We start from the raw sequence: 16,460 nt of genomic DNA, 5'->3' as shown, positions 1-16,460 counted from the left end.
TGGACTCGCTCGGAGGCGGGGTCGTCGAAGTGGGTTCGATGGAATGCAATTTGGCGCACAGCGAGGCCGCGCGGGTCAACGGCGCTCAGGGTGGGAGTATGAGAGTGAACAGGCGAGAGAGAACCCATGACGACTGCAATCCATTGCGACGTTTTTTCAAGCGTAGCGGGCCTACAAGCCTGGGAAGGGACCATTGGTCAGCCGCGCGTTGGTCCAAACGCCGATTGGTGTCCTGTTCCCCTTTCGGTACGATGCGGATCACCTGCCCTTTCGAGATCGAACAATGATCATTGGCGCCATACTGATCTTCACCTGGCTGATCCTGCTGTTGCGTTACCCCGCGAAGGCCTTGCCGGTGTCGCTGGCGGCAGCCATCGGGTTGGCCGTTGTCGCGGGATTCGTGGTCTGGGAAGACAAGCGCGATGCCTCGCGACTGGAGCGACTCCAACTCCGGCTGAATTACGCGCCACAACAATGCCCAGTAGGTAAGCCGCTGCTGGTGCTGATCGATAACGGCAACAACGTGCCGCTGAAGGAACTGCGCTGGAAAGTGGCGGCGTACGCGTCGGGGGATACCGTCAACCTCGCCGACGATACCTACACCGCGCCCCGTTACCGGGGGCCGGGTGAATTGCTGCCCGACAGCCAATGGCAGGACTGCCTGCCGCTGCCGCCATTGCGCAACGGTTATCGCCCGCAAACCCTGGAATTCCGCGCCGAGCGCCTGCAAGGCACCTTCTCCGATTAACGCCATTTGCCCTTCAAGGAATGAAACCCATGCCTGTCGTTCTGATCACCGGTTGTTCCAGCGGCATCGGCCGCGCCATGGCAGATGCGTTCAAGGACGCAGGCCATGAGGTCTGGACAACGGCACGCAAGCCAGCCGACGTGCAGGCCCTCAGCGCCGCCGGTTTCACGGCAGTCGAGCTGGACGTGAATGACAGCGAGGCACTCGAGCGGCTCACGGCGCAGCTGGAAGAGCATGGCAAAGGGCTCGACATCCTGATCAACAACGCCGGCTACGGCGGCATCGGCCCACTGCTCGATGGCGGCGTCGACGCCATCCGCAGGCAGTTCGAGACCAACGTGTTTTCCATGGTCGGCGTGACTGGCGCACTGTTTCCCCTGCTGCGTCGCAACAAGGGGCTGGTGGTGAACATCGGCAGTGTTTCCGGAGTGCTGACCACGCCGTTTGGCGGCGCCTATTGCGCATCGAAAGCGGCCGTCAGTTCGATGAGTGATGCGTTACGCATGGAACTGGCGCCGTTTGGCATGCGCGTGATGGAAGTCCAGCCCGGCGCCATCGACACGCAGTTCGCCAGGAATGCCGGCCACGAAGCGGAGCAGGTTATCCACGAAGGCTCGCCGTGGTGGCCGTTACGCGAAGGCATCCGCGCCCGGGCCAATGCTTCACAGACCCATCCTACCCCGGCCCGCGATTTCGCTCGCGACGTACTCGAGGCCGTGCAGCAGGCAAACCCGCCACGGCTTTTGCGCTCCGGCAATGGCAGCCGGGCGCTGCCGCTGATGGCGCGACTGCTGCCCAAGGCGCTGCTGGAAAAGATTCTGAGCAAGCGGTTCAGGCTACACGGGCCTTTGTAATCCATCTCGCAGCAGATAGCGGATTATCTTGTGCGGCCTGACACCAAAATCCTCTGCAGCCTGAGGAAACCGGCTACAGAAATTCGTCCGCTGTTGCGTCAGTATTGCCTGAAGCCGCCCTGAACGCAGGGCTGATCCAACCGGCCTCATGAGGGGGCCGATCAACTGTCAAGGAAGACACCATGAATAGCGTATCGCCACACGACGCACCCCCTTTCAGCGATGGCAGCAACGCCCAACGTTCAACACTCGCAGATCTCCAGGCGCTGTTCCTCCAGATCGACCTCGCGCAAGACGATGAAGACCTCCAGATATCGTTGCTCATGGAGCTCGAAGCGCTTCTCCTCAAGCTTGAATCTGCCAGTCATGACTCTGTTGAAGCCGGGGATGCCGCCAGTTCCGGCGCCATCGTTGAGCCCGATCTTGCAGGACGAGGCGATGTTGTCGATGACGATGATGACATCCAGTTCCCGGTCGAAGAGTTCTTTGGACCCAGGCCACAAGAAAATGGTTACGAAGATATCCAGTTCCCGGTCGAGGAGTTCTTCGGAACCGAGGCCCAAGCGAATGGTTACGAAGACATCCAGTTCCCGGTCGAGGAGTTCTTCGGAACCGAGGCCCAAGCGAATGGTTACGAAGACATCCAGTTCCCGGTCGAGGAGTTCTTCGGAACCGGGACCCAATCGGGTCTCGGAGGGCAGGCGGAAGAGCTTTTGGCCACCGACTTCGAAACCGAGGGTCCTGAGCTGGACATCGAAGATCAAGATGATCTGGATGAACTCAATGAAATCGAGGCGTCCTTGGGCGCAAGTACGGCAGCCGATTTCGACGCTTCGGACCTCACTGAGCAAGAGTTGGCCCGCACCGTCGACGACATGATCGCGCTGTTCGACAGCGTCTATGACCCTGAACTGCTGGACCCCGTGCAATATATCAATCGGTCCATCCGCCAGATCGTCGACAGTTCAAGCGCTTCGGAAAAGCTCAAAAACAGCATTAACGAAAAAACGCCTATCAACGTGAGCTACATGCCCAAACCGCCAGCGTCCGGTGGACTGGTGGGGTCGGACGCGCTGTTCGGTGCGATCGACACCATTATCGGACACCGGAAAGACAAGACCTACACACTTGATGAAATCGTTACCGACGCCTTTCGGCGAGAACTCAATGGTCACGCTCATGTGCAAGTCCAATGGCCCTCGAACTATCCCCAAGACCTGGTGCAAGCGCTGGACTCGGCAGACCTGCAATCGCGTTATCAGGCAGATATCGAGCAACGCTTGAACACGCCGAATGCTCGATACATGTTGCAGTTGCAGGCCAGGGTAGAGGTGCAGGATCGTCTGGACCATTACGTCAAGCGACCTCACACCCCTGAGTCCATGAAGCAACTGGTAGACGCTTATACCCGGGGTGACGCCAAACTTCAGACCATTGAGTTTCGGACTCGTCTCTGGAAGGCTGACGTCGCACAGGCGCTTTACCTCTCCTGGCCCGACGCCAAGTCAGCCACGGGCCTGTTGATCTTTCTTGACGCCGAGCAGGATCAGGCTGTCTTCGCGCTACCCGGGACCAATCGCCGCGCCTTCATCGAACACTCGCCCTGGCTTGCGCGCTTGATCACTCAGAGGCTGCCCCTGTATGCGCAGATCAGAAAAGGCAATGGCCCCCTGGCGTACTGGATCACGCAGATTGGCCCGTATCCCACGCGATTTCCCCCGCTGAACTTCCTCGACACCGATGATGCCTTCGCAGCCCTGCACGGGATCAGGATCAAGCGGATGCTCGCTGACATCGACACGCTGGTGTCCACCGATAATGAACGCCTGACCGACCAGTGGCTGGAAGCCGGGATGTACATGCTTCAGGGTCTATCCTTGATCGCGACACTGCCTCTCGGGCCGGGCGCGGTGAGTGTGCGGCTGCTGGTGTCGTTCCTGCTGGGCTACAGCGCCGTCGCGCTGCAGGCATTGCGCGGCGCCAATGCCGATATTCCCGAAGAAGCAAACGCCCACTACAGAGCAGCACTCTTCGGAGCCATCCTTGAACTGGTCGGGCCGATCGCCGGAAAGCTGGTCGGTAAAGCCGTTTCCGCAGCCAGCCGATCAAGCATCGCGAGATCGGTGTACCGCTACATGAGAAAGACACGGTCTTTTCCCGGTCAGGCAGCCCCATACAAAAGACTCAGACTGGACCCGACCGAAGTTGCACGCGCCAGACGCACTGTCGTCAATGAGCTGTCCAAAGGTCCCGATCAGGCTCAGGCACTGGTGAACCAGAACAGCCAACTCATCAACCGGACAGTCGAAGGCCATGATCTGGTCATCTATCGCGGCAGGGTATTTCGAGGCGACATGCGCGCGCCCGACGAGGTATTCAAGAAGGGCTTCGAGCTGAGAACGCCTGCAGAGGAGATCCAGAAAGACATTCATAAGGTCACTGGCGTACGCGGTGGTTTTGGTGGCGGCCATGACGCGCTGGACCCCGACGGCAAAGGCATTTCCACGTCGGTCTACTATTACAGGAACAACGTGGGTGCATATGTCTACGGCGGGCAGAAAGGCGGCTACACCTACCTGATCGATGCGCGCAAGTTCGATGGCTACCACCTTTATCAGAACCACTACAACGCGAGCTATCCAAACGCCAAACCGATCAAATTCTCCCCCACCGAGATCAACTATGGCCATGGCATTCCCGGCACTGCGATCCTGGGTGCCTACGACGCCGCAGGCCGGTTCATCGCCAACACGGTCGGCATCAGGATTTACGCCCGTGAGCTGGCCATCAAGGAACTTCGCCGGCTGGCCACCCTGGCGGTCGCGGCCGCCGTCAGCCCGCCGGTTCCCGAAAGCGCTTGATCAGGGCTGCGGATTGACGATCACCGTGCACGTTATCCCCGCCGCCAACACTACGCTGTCCGGTACGTCATCCAGATGGATGCGTACCGGCACACGCTGCGCCAGGCGGACCCAGTTGAAGGTCGGGTTGACGTCGGCGATCAGCTCGCGGCTTTCCGGGTTGTCGCGGTCATAGATCGCACGGGCGATGCTTTCGACATGGCCCTTCATCACTTCGCCGCTCATCAACTGCATGTCCGCCGGGTCACCGATCTTCACATGTGGCAATTTGGTCTCCTCGAAGAAGCCGTACACCCAGAACGAGTGTTTGTCGACGACCGCCATTTTCGCCTCGCCCATGCGCGCGTAATCGCCGCGATGCACATTGAGGTTGGTGACGTAACCATCGACGGCTGCCAGCACCTTGGTACGTTGCAGGTTGAGTTGAGCGGCTTCCAGTTGCGCCACTGCCAGTTGATAATCGGCCTGAGCGGAGTTGGCGACGTTGGAGGCGTCTTCGCGGTTCTCGGCAGAAATCACCAGCGCGTCCATGTCCTTGCGGCGGGCGGCGTTGACCTTGCGCATCTCCCACGTGGCCTTGCGCGAAGCGACCAGGGCTTCGGCCTGTTTGACCGCCAATTGGTAATGCTCCGGGTCGATCTGCATCAACAGGTCGCCCTTTTTCACCGGCTGGTTGTCCTTGACGGGGACGTCGATGACCACGCCGCTGACATCGGCGGCGACGTTGATCACGTCAGCGCGGACACGGCCATCGCGGGTCCACGGGGTGTCCATGTAGTGAATCCACAGCAGGCGGCCGATCCAGATGGCCAGCGCCAGAATCAATAACGTTGCGATCAGACTGATGAGCTTTTTCATCTCGGGTGACTAGTGCCTCAACGGTGAACGGTCAGCGCCATCGCGCCAAAAATGCAGCTGAACAGGCTCAGGCGCAGCAACGCCGGGTGCCAGAAAAAACGGTACAGGTCGAGGCCGGACATGAAGCGGTCCAGCGCCCAGGACAGCACCATGGCGACCAGAAACATCACAGTCACGGTCGGCATGTAAACGCCATGGAAGGCGATTTCACGTGGCATGGAAACGTCCTTGCGCAGTGCGGGCAGGCACAAATGTGGCCAAGGGTGATTGCGGATCGAGCAGACAGGTGCGGATGAAATGCAGGTAGCTTTTGACCCGGCGCAGCGCCGACGTATCGAAGTGCGGGGCGAACGGTTCGTCGGTGTTTTGCACGCAGACGATCGCGTGGTCCACGGCTGCCAAGCTGCGCGCCAGGTTGTGCGGGTCGGGTTGCAGGAACAGGCGCACCAGCGAACGGCCCATCGCCCGAATCGCCTGACGCCACGGCTGCAATGCCGCGTAGCTTGGGTGAACGGGCAGCACGTCCTGCTCGCGGCGCAACTCGATGATCGCGTGGCCGATTTCCAGCACCACCAGCATCCAGCGCAGCAGGTTGCGCTGCACCTCGGGTTTACCCGCTGCCAGACCGTAAGCCTGGTGCATGAGGTCGCGGGTGCGGCTCTCGAAACTCGAGCGGATTCGGCGCAGCGGCGCGCTGATCGCGAACCCCACCTGCTGGCGCAAATCCCCTTCCAGCCGTTGCCATAGCCAGCGGCTGTTCGGCGGCAAAATAATCGCTCCGGCCGCCGCGCAAAGCAGCATGCCGATGACCATTGCGATGTAATCGTTGATGAAAGTGTAAGGGTTGTAGACCGTGAGGTTGTCCGGGGCCGATCCGATGCTGAAAAAAATCAGCAGCCCTAACCCGTAGCCGACCCACTGCGGGCGCGTGGTCAAGAAGGTGCCGAGCACGAACACTGGCGCCAGCACCATGCACAGCAAGGGAAAGCCGTCGATCCGCGGTAGCACAAAGAAGGTGATGAAGAAGCCGAGGAGCGCGCCTAGAAACGTGCCGCACGCCATCTGGAACGACATGCGCCGGGGATTCGGGGTGGTCGCCGACAGCGCGACAGTGGCCGCCGATACCAGGGTCATCGTCGCGCCGCTGGGCCAGGCGGTCGCGACCCAATAGACCGACATCACCGCCAGAATGAACGTCGCGCGAACGCCCGACGCCACGGACGACATCCAGTTGGTGGTGGAGACGAACGGCTCGACCCATTTCTCGCGCTCGTGGCGATGGTCGGCCAGTGAAGCATGGGTCTCGGCGTAATCGTGCAGGTCATCGACGAAGCGATACATCAACTCGTAGGCGGTATGAAAATCCAGCAGGTCATCGTCCCTGGGCGAAGTCATGACGAACTCGGCCCGAAGCCGACGCACCTGCTCGGGCAGATCAGCCTTGAAATCGCTCAGCCGACGGGCCAACAGCGCGGCATCGGCGTTGGTCAGTGCACGACCGGCGAAGCGCTGAAGCAGCTCGGCCAAGGCGTCGAGGCCTGGCTCAATGGCCGCGACGGCAGGCGTCACGCCACGCCGGCGCAGACGTTCCAGCAACTGATGCAAGGCGTTGAAACGCGTGGTGATGGTCATGAACTCGCTGTTCAAGCGGTTCAGGCGACCGTTGCGGCGGCGCATGTGTGGGTCTTCGAACACCGTGACCGCGCGCAGCCCTTCCAACCCTACGGCATCGGCGATGAAACGCACGTTGCTGGCCTCGAACGCCGCAGGCTCACCCTCGCCGCGCAGGCCGGTCACGACGAATTGCGCGAACACACCGAAGCGTTGATACAGCGCGTTGCGCATCGCCGCGCCAGAGCTTTGCGGCAGGATCGCCGCCGTGACCAAGGTCGAGCAGACGATACCGAGGGAGATTTCCAGCACCCGCCACACCGCCGCCATGAACGAGGTTTCAGGGTGAGCCAGCGCAGGCAGGCCGGTCATCGCCGCCGTGTAGCCAGCGAGTACAAAACCGTACGCCGCGAAGTTGCGATAGCGAGCCGCGCCAGCGCAGCAGATACCGACCCAGATGGCCAGACTGCCAAGGAACAGCTCGCTGTTCTGCGCGAACAGGGCCATCAGCGTCATCATGACCACCGACCCCGCCAAGGTGCCGATCAGGCGATAGAAGCTCTTGGCGAACACGTGGCCGCTTTGGGGCTGCATGACGATGAACACGGTGATCATCGCCGTGCGCGGTTGCGGCAGTTCGAGACGCATGGCGATCCAGTAGGTCAGGAACGCGGCCGTCAGCACCTTGAAAATGTAGATCCACGTCACCCCGTCACTGCGCGCCCAACCGTTCAGCTCGCGGCGAAATTCGAGGGATTTGAGCCAATGCAGGGCTTGGGTCATGTCAGTGCAATACCTGGATTAACCGCAAGGTGGCTATCGCCAGCAAGCTCACTCCTACAGGCGACCGCATTCCAACGTAGGAGCGCGCTTGCCCGCGAAGAGGCCGTGTCAAGCGCAACATTTCCATCGGCCTCCTACCTCTTTGTAGGAGCGTGGCTTGTCCCGCGACCTGCCGGGAACCGGCAGCAGATCCGATAACTGCGGTGTGTCAGAAAGATGGCCACCGGCAGATTTTGCGACGGGTTCCCCGTCGATCGCGGGACGAGCCACGCTCCTACAGGTTGCTGCGTTCATTTATCAAACACCGTCAGCAACGCCGGGGTCTTGGGCGCCATGGTCTTGTCGGCTGCTGGCGAATCACTGCCAGCCATCAATCCACCCCCCAGCGCCACGACCAATTCCGCGTGCACGGTCAAACGCGCGGCCTGAATCTGCTGCTGCACGTGCTCCTGATGGAACAAAAGCGTCTGCGCGTTGAGCACGTTCAGGTAATCGGTAAGGCCGCGTTGGTACGCCACCATCGCGATGTCATAGGTTTTCTGCGCCGCCGCCACGGATTGATCGGCGAACGCCTGCTGCTTGTTCATCGAATCGCGCCGGATCAACTGATCGGAAATGCTCTTGAGCGCGTTCACCAAGGTCTGGTTGTACTGCGCCACCGCCGTGTCATACCCCGCCGACGCCACGCCCAGTTCCGAGCGCAAACGACCGCCGTCGAAAATCGGCAGACTGATCGCCGGGCCGACGCTGTAGTTGAATTTCTTGCCAGCCAAAAATTCAAGCATGCCGCCGCCGGTGGCCATGTAACCCAGGCTGCCCATCAGATCGACGTTGGGGTAAAACCCGGCGTGGGCGACATCGATGCCACGGGCCTGCGCCGCCACCCGCCAACGACTGGCTACCACGTCAGGACGTTGGCCAAGCAGTTGCGCAGGCAACGCAGACGGCAAGGTCAGCGAGGTCTTGAGTGACAGCGTCGGGCGTTGCAGGCTCGCGCCATCCCCCGGCCCTTTGCCCGCCAGCGCCGCAATCTGATTTCGGCTGAGGGCGATGGCTTCATCCAACGCATCGATCTGGCGATGGCTTTCAGGCAGTGGCGTTTCGGCCTGACTGACTTCGAAGCGCGTGCCGATGCCGCCTTTCAGACGACGTTGCGCCAGGTCGAGAATCTGTTGCTGCTGAGCGAGGGTCGCTTCGGCGATGTCGCGCTGGGCGTAATTGAGCGACAGCTGGATATAGGCGCGGACGATGTTGTCCTGCAACTCCAACTGTGCCTGACGCTCCTCGGCGGCGCTCATGTGCGCCAGGTCCAGCGCCTGCTCGCTGTGATTGCTTTCCCGACCCCAGAGATCGAGGGAGTAGCCTAGGCCCAGTGAAGCGTTGTTGTCCCAGGTGCTGGTGTTCGAGAGATCGCCGGGCCCGTAGAACGGATCCGTCGGCCAGTTATGGCGTTTCAGCGAGCTGTCGCCATTGACGTGCAAGGACTCCGCCGACTCGGCAATGCCTGCCATGGCCTTGGCCTGACGCACACGGGCCGCCGCCATCGCCAGGCTCGGGCTGCCGAGGACGGCGAGTTCGATCCAGTGGTTGAGTTGGTCGTCGCCATAGGCGCGCCACCATTGACCGTCCGGCCAATGGGCATCTTTGGCCGCAGCCTTGATGGCGTCGTCGGTGGCCAATGCGTCAGGTGACACCGACGTTCCTTGAGGCGCGATTCCGCCGGTTCCGATGCAGCCGCTGATGAGTAACGTAAAAGCCCAGACACTAAGGGGTTTCAGCCCCCTGACGATGCGACGCGGCACAGCTGCAATTTCCCGAATGAGGAGCAAGTGAATCGAGCCGCGATTCTAGGTGGCGCCTGCTAGAGCGATAAGCCGGGCGTTTTGTGAATCTTTATTACAGAACGGAGGATAATCCTTTGGTATGGCTGACATGGATCAGTAACTTCATGTCACAATTTGCCATCTCACCAGAGAACGGCCAATGGACACTCTGCAAAACATGCGCGCCTTCAGTTGCGTGGCGCAGGCTGGCAGCTTCACCGCTGCCGCCGCCCAGCTGGACACCACCACCGCCAACGTCTCGCGCGCCGTCTCCAATCTTGAAGCCCACCTGCAAACCCGACTCCTCAACCGAACGACCCGTCGCATCGCCCTGACTGAAGCCGGCAAGCGGTACCTGCTGCGCTGCGAGCAGATTTTGACGTATGTCGAAGAAGCCGAAGCCGAAGCCAGCGATGCCCATGCGCGTCCGGCCGGGCAATTGAAGGTGCATTCGATGACGGGCGTCGGTCAGCACTACGTGATCGACGCGATCGCCCGTTATCGGCGCAATCATCCCGATGTGTCCTTCGACCTGACCATGACCAACCGCGTCCCTGACCTGCTCGAAGAGGGCTACGACGTCTCCATCGTGCTGGCCAGCGAGTTGCCGGACTCAGGCTTCGTCTCTCAGCGGCTGGGCATTACGTACAGCATCGTCTGTGCCTCGCCCGCGTACATCAAGGCGTTCGGCATGGCCTACAAGCCCGCCGACTTGCTGAATCATGCGTGCCTGCGACTGGTCAGCCCGGTGTTTCCGCTGGAAAAATGGGCGTTCGACGGGCCCGAAGGTCAGGAAACGGTGACCATTCCCAGTTCGCCGTTTCTGGTGAACTCGGCCGACGCGATGAAAGCGGCGATCAGCAGCGGCATGGGCATCGGGATTTTGCCGATTTACTCGGCCATCGAAGGCTTGCGCAACGGTTCGCTGGTGCGTGTGCTGCCGCAGTACCGCTCCCAGGAGCTGAACCTGTACGCCATCTACCCGTCGCGTCAGTATCTGGATGCCAAGATCAAGACCTGGGTCGAATACCTGCGCGGCTCGCTGCCGGAAATCATGGCTGCCCACGAAGCGGATTTGCAGACTCACGTGTTGCCGCAGGTGGGGTAAGGCCAAAAGAGCGCGAGCCTGCGAGCTTCATACGGGTGGGAGCCGGCTCCCACGGTGCGCGTTCAGTCCCCCCTGCACATCCACCAACAAGAATGTTAGCGTGCTACGCACTTCCCCTCTGAACTGCCCGAGAGTAGCTATCCGATGAAAAAGACTGTCCTTGCCTTCAGCCGCGTTTCCCCGGAAATGGCTGAGCGTTTGCAGCAAGACTTCAACGTGATCATCCCGGACCCGAAAAAGGGTGATCTGAACGAGCAGTTCAACGAAGCCCTCCCCCACAGTCACGGCATGATCGGCGCAGGTCGCAAGTTGGGCCGCGAACAGCTGGAAAGCGCGAAACAGCTGGAAGTGGTGTCGAGTATCTCGGTCGGTTACGACAACTACGACGTCAGCTACCTCACCGAGCGCGGCATCATGCTGACCAACACCCCGGACGTACTGACCGAAAGCACCGCAGACCTTGGTTTTTCGTTGATCATGAGCAGCGCTCGCCGCGTCGCCGAACTGGACGCCTACACCAAAGCCGGCAAGTGGACCCGCAGCATCGAAGCACCGCAGTTCGGCACGGACGTTCACGGCAAGACGCTGGGCATTGTCGGCATGGGCAACATCGGTGCGGCCGTTGCGCGTCGAGGTCGTCTGGGCTTCAACATGCCGATTTTGTACAGCGGCAACTCGCGCAAAACCGAAGTCGAGCAGGAACTGGGCGCGCAATTCCGCACGCTGGACCAACTGCTGGCCGAGTCGGATTTCGTGTGCCTGGTCGTGCCGTTGAGCGAAAAGACCCAACACCTGATCAGCACCCGCGAGCTGGGCCTGATGAAGAAGAGCGCGATTCTGGTCAACATCGCCCGTGGCCCGATCGTCGACGAGGCCGCGCTGATCGAAGCGCTGCAGAACGGCACCATTCGCGGCGCGGGTCTGGACGTTTATGAGAAAGAGCCGCTGGCCGAATCCCCGCTGTTCCAGCTCAGCAATGCCGTGACCCTGCCACACATCGGCTCTGCCACCCACGAAACCCGACAGGCCATGGCGGATCGGGCATACCACAACCTGCGTGCCGCGTTGCTGGGCGAGAAACCGCAGGATCTGGTGAATCAGCAGGTGTGGAAAGGCTGATCAACGTCACCGCCTGGAAGATCCAATCGCGAGCAAGCTCACTCCTACAGGTATGTGTTGAGTGCGCGTTCTATGAGCAGCGCCATCCTGTAGGAGTGAGCTTGCGCGCTCTATGAACAGCGCCATCCTGTAGGAGTGAGCTTGCTCGCGATGCTTCTGTGAACATGCCCACTCAGAGCGTGAGCATGATCACCACTCAACCAGCCCAGCGACCTCATCACGCCAATTTTGCCTCGACCGGCACCACGGCTTTCGGCTTCCTGAACACCAGCACATTCCCCATCATCACCAGCACCAGCCCCATCAACGCGGGCAGGGTCCATTGGTAACCCTCGGCGAACGCCGAAACATTCAGCGCCACCACCGGGAACAGCACGGTGCAATACGCCGCGCGCTCAGGCCCCATGCGGCCGACCAGCGTCAGGTAGGCGGTGAAGCCGATCACTGAACCCGGAATCACTAGATACAGCAGCGAGCCAACGTAGCGCGCATTCCATTCGAAAGCGAACGGAGTACCGCTGATCAGGCAGTACACGCAGAGCATCGCGGCGCCATACAACATCCCGTAGGCGTTAGTGGTCAGCGGGCGTAACCCGGCTTTCTGTTGCAGGCTCGACAGCATGTTGCCCGCCGAGAAGCACAGCGTGCCGAGCAGGGCCAGGCCCAGACCGATGAGGGTTTCACGGCTGGCGCTGTGCCCGGACAGTTCGGGCCAGAACAGGCAGCCCAGCCCCACCAATCCCAACGCCCCTCCGATCAACACGTTGCGAGCAATTTTCTGTTTGAAGAACACCCGGGCATTCAGCGCGTTCCATAGGGTTGCCGTGGAAAACACCACGGCCACTAACCCGGTCGGCACCCAGCGACTGGCGGTGTAGAAGCACATGAAGTTGACGCAGAACAGGCATACTCCCTGGGCCAGGCAGATCCACTGCCCACGCCGATTCACCTTTTGCAGCTTGCCACTGACCAGCAGCATGGCGAACAGAATCAGCGCCGCCAGGCCAAAGCGGTAGACGATCGACACCGGAATCGCCACTTCGCCCAGTTGCAGTTTCAGGGCGATCCAGGTCGTGCCCCAGATCAAAACGGTCAGCAGATACAGCGAGATGTTCATGACGGGCTCCTCAGTGAAGCCTCAGTCTGTGCGCGTGTGAAGGCGACCATTTGCGTAATCTTGCGCATTTGATCGGCGGCCCGATGGCAGCAACGCAACGGCGGAGTACGATACGTCTCGCTTCACGCAATACCGCAGTCGATGCTCACTCCCTCAGAGGGGGTGCTACCCCAAAGGTCATTGTTCAGCCCTGTTCCACGAGCGCCCACATGTCATCACTCGATCAAATCCAGGTGTTTCAATCGCTCAACCGCTCGCCCCATGCGCAGCTGGAACAGAGCGCATCCCTGGGTGACGGCGTCGTGGCAGCCTTGTGGAACAACCGGCATGACGCGCAGGACTACCACGGGCCGAGTCATCACACGTTGTCGTGCTACGTCGGTGGCGGCACGGGCACCTATCGCCGGGATCGCCCGGACCAGAAAGGCGCGCCCGACAAGCTTTGCGTCCTGCCCGCCGGGCATCAGTCGTCGTGGGTGGTCAACGGCGACATCCGACTGGCGCATCTCTACATCAGCCCCGAACAGTTCGCGCTCAACTGCGTCACGCTGCTGGACCGCGAGCCTCGGCAAATGATGCTGCAGGAAAACACCTTCATCGACGACCCGCTGCAGGCTCAGCGTTTTCATCGGCTGATTCGCCTGAACTGGCACGAACCGGGCGAGCGCCTGCAGACCAGCACCCTCGCCCACGAACTGCTCGATCACATGATGTTGAATCAGGTGGGGCTGCGCGACGGTTTGCGCCTGAAAGGAGGCCTCGCGCCCCATGTGCGTCGGCGGTTGGTAGAGTTCATCGAACTGAACCTCGCCGAGCCTTTGAGTCTGGGGCAACTGGCCGGGATGTGTGCGTTGTCGGAGTACCATTTCGCCCGCATGTTCCGCGAAAGCTTCGGCCTGCCGCCTCATCAATACCTGCTGGCCCGGCGCATGAACCGCGCCCGGCACCTGCTGCGCACGACACGCCTGGCCTTCGGCGATATTGCGCTGGATTGCGGTTTTGCCAGCGCCAGTCATTTCAGCAACCGATTCAGACAGGCCATGGGGGCCACGCCGGGGGAGTATCGGTTGGCGTTTCAGTGAAAGCCCCTACATCGACAGCTGACACACTCCCACAGGAACGAAGTGACCGGACCTTGAACCTCAAAACGCCAGGGTCGTCGCCAACACCACCTGCCGTGAATCTCCCAGCGACACGAAATACCGGCTGACGGCCGAGCTGTAGTAGGTGCGGTCGAACAGGTTCTTTACGTTGAGTTGAAACTTGAGCATTTGCCCATCCAGTTTCGTTTCATACGTCGCGAAGGCATCGGCGACGGTGTAGCCGGGAAGGTCGAAATCATTATCGGGGTTGCCTGCGCGCGCACCGACGTAATGGGCGCCCGCTCCCACTCGCAGGCGGTCTGCGCCAAGCACGCTGCCAAGGTCGTACACCGCCGACATTGAACCGCTGTGTCTCGGCACGTTCTGCAGCCGATTGCCTTCCAAGGTCGGATCTTCCACCACCCGCGCGTCAGTGAAGGCATAGCCCCCGATCACGCTCCAGCGCTCCGACAACTGCCCGCTCAAATCCAGCTCGATGCCCCGCGAGCGCACTTGTCCCGCTGTGGTGTAAACCGTGTTCGCGGTCAGCGAGTCAAAATTGGCCACCAGCACGTTGCGCTTGCGGATATCGAACACCGCCAGCGTGCCGCTGATGCGCTCGTCCACGTCCCATTTTGCGCCCAGCTCCCAAGCCTTGGATTGCTCAGGCAGCGTTGTCGAATCCAACACCATGCCGCCCGCCAGCGCAGCGATGCTGGCATTGGGTTTGAACGACTCGGTGTAGCTGCCGTAGAGCGACAGCGCGTCGTTGTAGCGGTACACCAACCCGGCGCGCGGCACCCATTTCTGGCCGTCAAGGTCGGTGTTGCGGATGAAGGGCGTGCCCTTCCCGGCCTGCTGATCGAACCACTGATAGCGCGCGCCTGCCACGGCGATCCATTGATCGGTCAGATGCACCGAGTCCTGAACGAACAGTGAATCGCTGCGCAACATGTCCAGCTGGCGGCTGTCAGGAACGCTGACTTGCACGCCTTCGGCTTCCTGGCCGTAAACCGGATTCACGTAGCTGAACGTGGTGCGGCTCTTTTGCCGAATCAGCTGGCCGCGATAAATCTTGCGGTACTCGTCATCGGCGCCGAACAACAGGTCGTGGCGCATGCCGGCCACCTCAACGTCGCCGTTCAAGGTCAGGGTAGTGAACCGGTCAGTGCCAAGGGCGTCGCTCGTGCCGTCCATCGAGCGTGTCAACGTGCCGTTATCCGGATTCACGGCCGTGACGCGCACTTGGCTGGCGTCGTAGGTTTCACGGTTGTAGCTGTAGCCCAAATGGCCCGTCCAGCGGTCATTGAATGAATGATCGACCTCGACGCGATACAGGTTCGAGCGCCCTTCCATGCTGTTGAAAGGTTCGTCCAGACGCCGCGTGGAGGGGATGTCCAGCGGACGACGAGTGCCGGGATCGATGGCTGTGCCTCGGTCGAACGGCGAAAGAAATTCGCGGTGCTCATAGGCAGCCAGCACTTGCGTGCTCTCGCCATACCAAGCCAGCGACGGCGCGACCAATGATTCGCGATGCACCCCGAAATTGCGCCAGTAATCTTCGTATTCGTGATCGAGAATCAGACGATAGGCCAGATCCGTCCCGTCCAAAGCACCCGTACTGTCCAGCACGCCGCCGCTGCCATGCTTGCCAGGGCCATAGCTCGAACCCCGCGCCGTCAGCTCGCTGTGCGACTGCAACGCCGGACGCTTGCTGACCACGTTGATCACCCCGCCGGGGTCTTGAATGCCGTAGAGCAGCGACGCGGGACCCTTGAGCACTTCCACCCGTTCGGCGGTGGCGTTGAGGCTGCGGCCCTGCACCACTGGCATGCCATCGCGCATGATCGAGCCATCGCGGTTGTCGCCGAAGCCGCGTTTCATCAGGGTGTCCTGTGTGCTGCCGAGGGTGTTGCCCTGGGTCACGCCGCTGATGTTGGTCAACGCATCGTCGAGGTTGCGCGGCGCTTGATCGCGCAACACCTGTGCAGGCACCACGCTTACGGCTTGAGGGATCTCCAGCTGAGGCGTCGACGTGCGCATCACTGACGTAGCGCGCGGCGGCAGATAGCGGTCGGCGGCTTCGCGGCGCGAGTCGATCTGCGTCAGCCCCAAGGTGATCGCCCCCGCAGAGGACGCGGCCTCGAGGGTAAAGGCGCTGTCGGTGGCGCGGCGGAAATTGAGGCCAGATTTATCGAGCAATTGCCGCAACGCCTGCTCGGCGGTGAACGTGCCTTTCAGCGCTGGAGCCTGGATGCCGTAGGGCGAGTCTTGCAGGTAAATGACGGTCTGGCCGGTGACACGGCTGAACTCGCTGAGGGCCTGAGGCAAAGGCTTGGCGGGAATGGAAAAGTCATAGGCAGGCTCCGCCGCCTGAACCGATGAGGTCCAGGCGGTGAGGATGGATAGGCCGAGCCAGACGTTCAATGAGGTCCCCTTTATTCACGCGTCGCGGATTTCAATGACTCAACGCAAGTGCCGTGGCAGCCGGCTTGC

The 16,460-nt window shown here is 61.1% G+C and carries 12 protein-coding genes; 6 read left to right on the top strand and 6 right to left on the bottom strand.

Annotated elements, in window-relative coordinates; all coding sequences use genetic code 11:
- Positions 1-283 precede the first annotated feature (283 nt).
- The 3 genes from B3N48_RS03585 to B3N48_RS03575 all read left to right on the top strand — a co-directional run bounded on the left by B3N48_RS03585 (position 284) and on the right by B3N48_RS03575 (position 4,463).
- Positions 284-748: a multidrug transporter gene (locus B3N48_RS03585; protein ID WP_296179498.1), complete on the top strand. Its 465-nt coding sequence runs from the start codon at positions 284-286 to the stop codon at positions 746-748.
- A gap of 29 nt (positions 749-777) precedes the next feature.
- Positions 778-1,602, top strand: coding sequence for an SDR family oxidoreductase (locus B3N48_RS03580; RefSeq protein ID WP_296179495.1), 825 nt, complete (start codon positions 778-780; stop codon positions 1,600-1,602).
- 182 nt (positions 1,603-1,784) lie between these two features.
- Positions 1,785-4,463 (top strand): hypothetical protein, encoded by a 2,679-nt coding sequence (locus B3N48_RS03575; RefSeq protein WP_296179492.1) that lies wholly within the window; start codon positions 1,785-1,787, stop codon positions 4,461-4,463.
- Here the strand turns inward: B3N48_RS03575 and B3N48_RS03570 are convergent, their stop codons facing one another.
- From B3N48_RS03570 to B3N48_RS03555, 4 genes are all read right to left on the bottom strand, one after another.
- The gene (locus B3N48_RS03570; RefSeq protein ID WP_296179489.1) at positions 4,464-5,321 is read right to left on the bottom strand and encodes an HlyD family secretion protein; all 858 of its coding nucleotides are present in this window, start codon (positions 5,319-5,321) and stop codon (positions 4,464-4,466) included. It abuts the gene before it with no gap.
- 17 nt (positions 5,322-5,338) lie between these two features.
- A complete protein-coding gene (locus tag B3N48_RS03565) occupies positions 5,339-5,539 on the bottom strand; it encodes a DUF1656 domain-containing protein (RefSeq protein WP_296179487.1) in 201 nt (66 codons plus the stop codon).
- A complete protein-coding gene (locus B3N48_RS03560; RefSeq protein WP_296179484.1) occupies positions 5,529-7,715 on the bottom strand; it encodes an FUSC family protein in 2,187 nt (728 codons plus the stop codon). Before B3N48_RS03560 ends, B3N48_RS03565 begins: the two co-directional genes overlap by 11 nt.
- Positions 7,716-8,005: 290 nt before the next feature.
- The gene (locus B3N48_RS03555; RefSeq protein WP_296179482.1) at positions 8,006-9,517 is read right to left on the bottom strand and encodes an efflux transporter outer membrane subunit; all 1,512 of its coding nucleotides are present in this window, start codon (positions 9,515-9,517) and stop codon (positions 8,006-8,008) included.
- A gap of 181 nt (positions 9,518-9,698) precedes the next feature.
- Between B3N48_RS03555 and B3N48_RS03550 the strand changes: the two genes are divergently transcribed.
- Both B3N48_RS03550 and B3N48_RS03545 read left to right on the top strand, forming a co-directional pair.
- Positions 9,699-10,646: a LysR family transcriptional regulator gene (locus B3N48_RS03550; protein WP_296179479.1), complete on the top strand. Its 948-nt coding sequence runs from the start codon at positions 9,699-9,701 to the stop codon at positions 10,644-10,646.
- A 144-nt stretch (positions 10,647-10,790) separates the two neighbouring features.
- Positions 10,791-11,765, top strand: coding sequence for a 2-hydroxyacid dehydrogenase (locus B3N48_RS03545; protein WP_296179477.1), 975 nt, complete (start codon positions 10,791-10,793; stop codon positions 11,763-11,765).
- A gap of 217 nt (positions 11,766-11,982) precedes the next feature.
- Here the strand turns inward: B3N48_RS03545 and B3N48_RS03540 are convergent, their stop codons facing one another.
- Positions 11,983-12,882 (bottom strand): DMT family transporter, encoded by a 900-nt coding sequence (locus tag B3N48_RS03540; protein WP_296179475.1) that lies wholly within the window; start codon positions 12,880-12,882, stop codon positions 11,983-11,985.
- A 209-nt stretch (positions 12,883-13,091) separates the two neighbouring features.
- On the opposite strand from B3N48_RS03540, the gene B3N48_RS03535 reads away from it, so the two are divergent.
- Positions 13,092-13,964, top strand: a complete 873-nt coding sequence (locus tag B3N48_RS03535) for a helix-turn-helix domain-containing protein (protein ID WP_296179472.1) — start codon at positions 13,092-13,094, stop codon at positions 13,962-13,964.
- Between the two features lie 60 nt (positions 13,965-14,024).
- Here B3N48_RS03535 and B3N48_RS03530 read toward each other — a convergent pair whose 3' ends face one another.
- A complete protein-coding gene (locus tag B3N48_RS03530; RefSeq protein ID WP_414704202.1) occupies positions 14,025-16,406 on the bottom strand; it encodes a TonB-dependent siderophore receptor in 2,382 nt (793 codons plus the stop codon).
- Between the last annotated feature and the right edge of the window lie 54 nt (positions 16,407-16,460).

Origin of the sequence: Pseudomonas sp. UBA1879, from assembly GCF_002338065.1 — a bacterium.
Taxonomy (GTDB): Bacteria; Pseudomonadota; Gammaproteobacteria; order Pseudomonadales; family Pseudomonadaceae; genus Aquipseudomonas.
The sequence above is the reverse complement of the archived record's forward strand: the minus strand, read 5'-3'. Positions and strand labels throughout refer to the sequence as shown.

Excerpts from the sequence above, each read along its gene's own strand:
- B3N48_RS03545 (WP_296179477.1), top strand. The coding sequence starts at position 10,791 with ATGAAAAAGACTGTCCTTGCCTTCAGCCGCGTTTCCCCGGAAATGGCT.
- B3N48_RS03540 (WP_296179475.1), bottom strand. The coding sequence starts at position 12,882 with ATGAACATCTCGCTGTATCTGCTGACCGTTTTGATCTGGGGCACGACC.
- B3N48_RS03535 (WP_296179472.1), top strand. The coding sequence starts at position 13,092 with ATGTCATCACTCGATCAAATCCAGGTGTTTCAATCGCTCAACCGCTCG.
- B3N48_RS03550 (WP_296179479.1), top strand. The coding sequence starts at position 9,699 with ATGGACACTCTGCAAAACATGCGCGCCTTCAGTTGCGTGGCGCAGGCT.
- B3N48_RS03565 (WP_296179487.1), bottom strand. The coding sequence starts at position 5,539 with ATGCCACGTGAAATCGCCTTCCATGGCGTTTACATGCCGACCGTGACT.
- B3N48_RS03585 (WP_296179498.1), top strand. The coding sequence starts at position 284 with ATGATCATTGGCGCCATACTGATCTTCACCTGGCTGATCCTGCTGTTG.
- B3N48_RS03570 (WP_296179489.1), bottom strand. The coding sequence starts at position 5,321 with ATGAAAAAGCTCATCAGTCTGATCGCAACGTTATTGATTCTGGCGCTG.
- B3N48_RS03575 (WP_296179492.1), top strand. The coding sequence starts at position 1,785 with ATGAATAGCGTATCGCCACACGACGCACCCCCTTTCAGCGATGGCAGC.
- B3N48_RS03560 (WP_296179484.1), bottom strand. The coding sequence starts at position 7,715 with ATGACCCAAGCCCTGCATTGGCTCAAATCCCTCGAATTTCGCCGCGAG.
- B3N48_RS03580 (WP_296179495.1), top strand. The coding sequence starts at position 778 with ATGCCTGTCGTTCTGATCACCGGTTGTTCCAGCGGCATCGGCCGCGCC.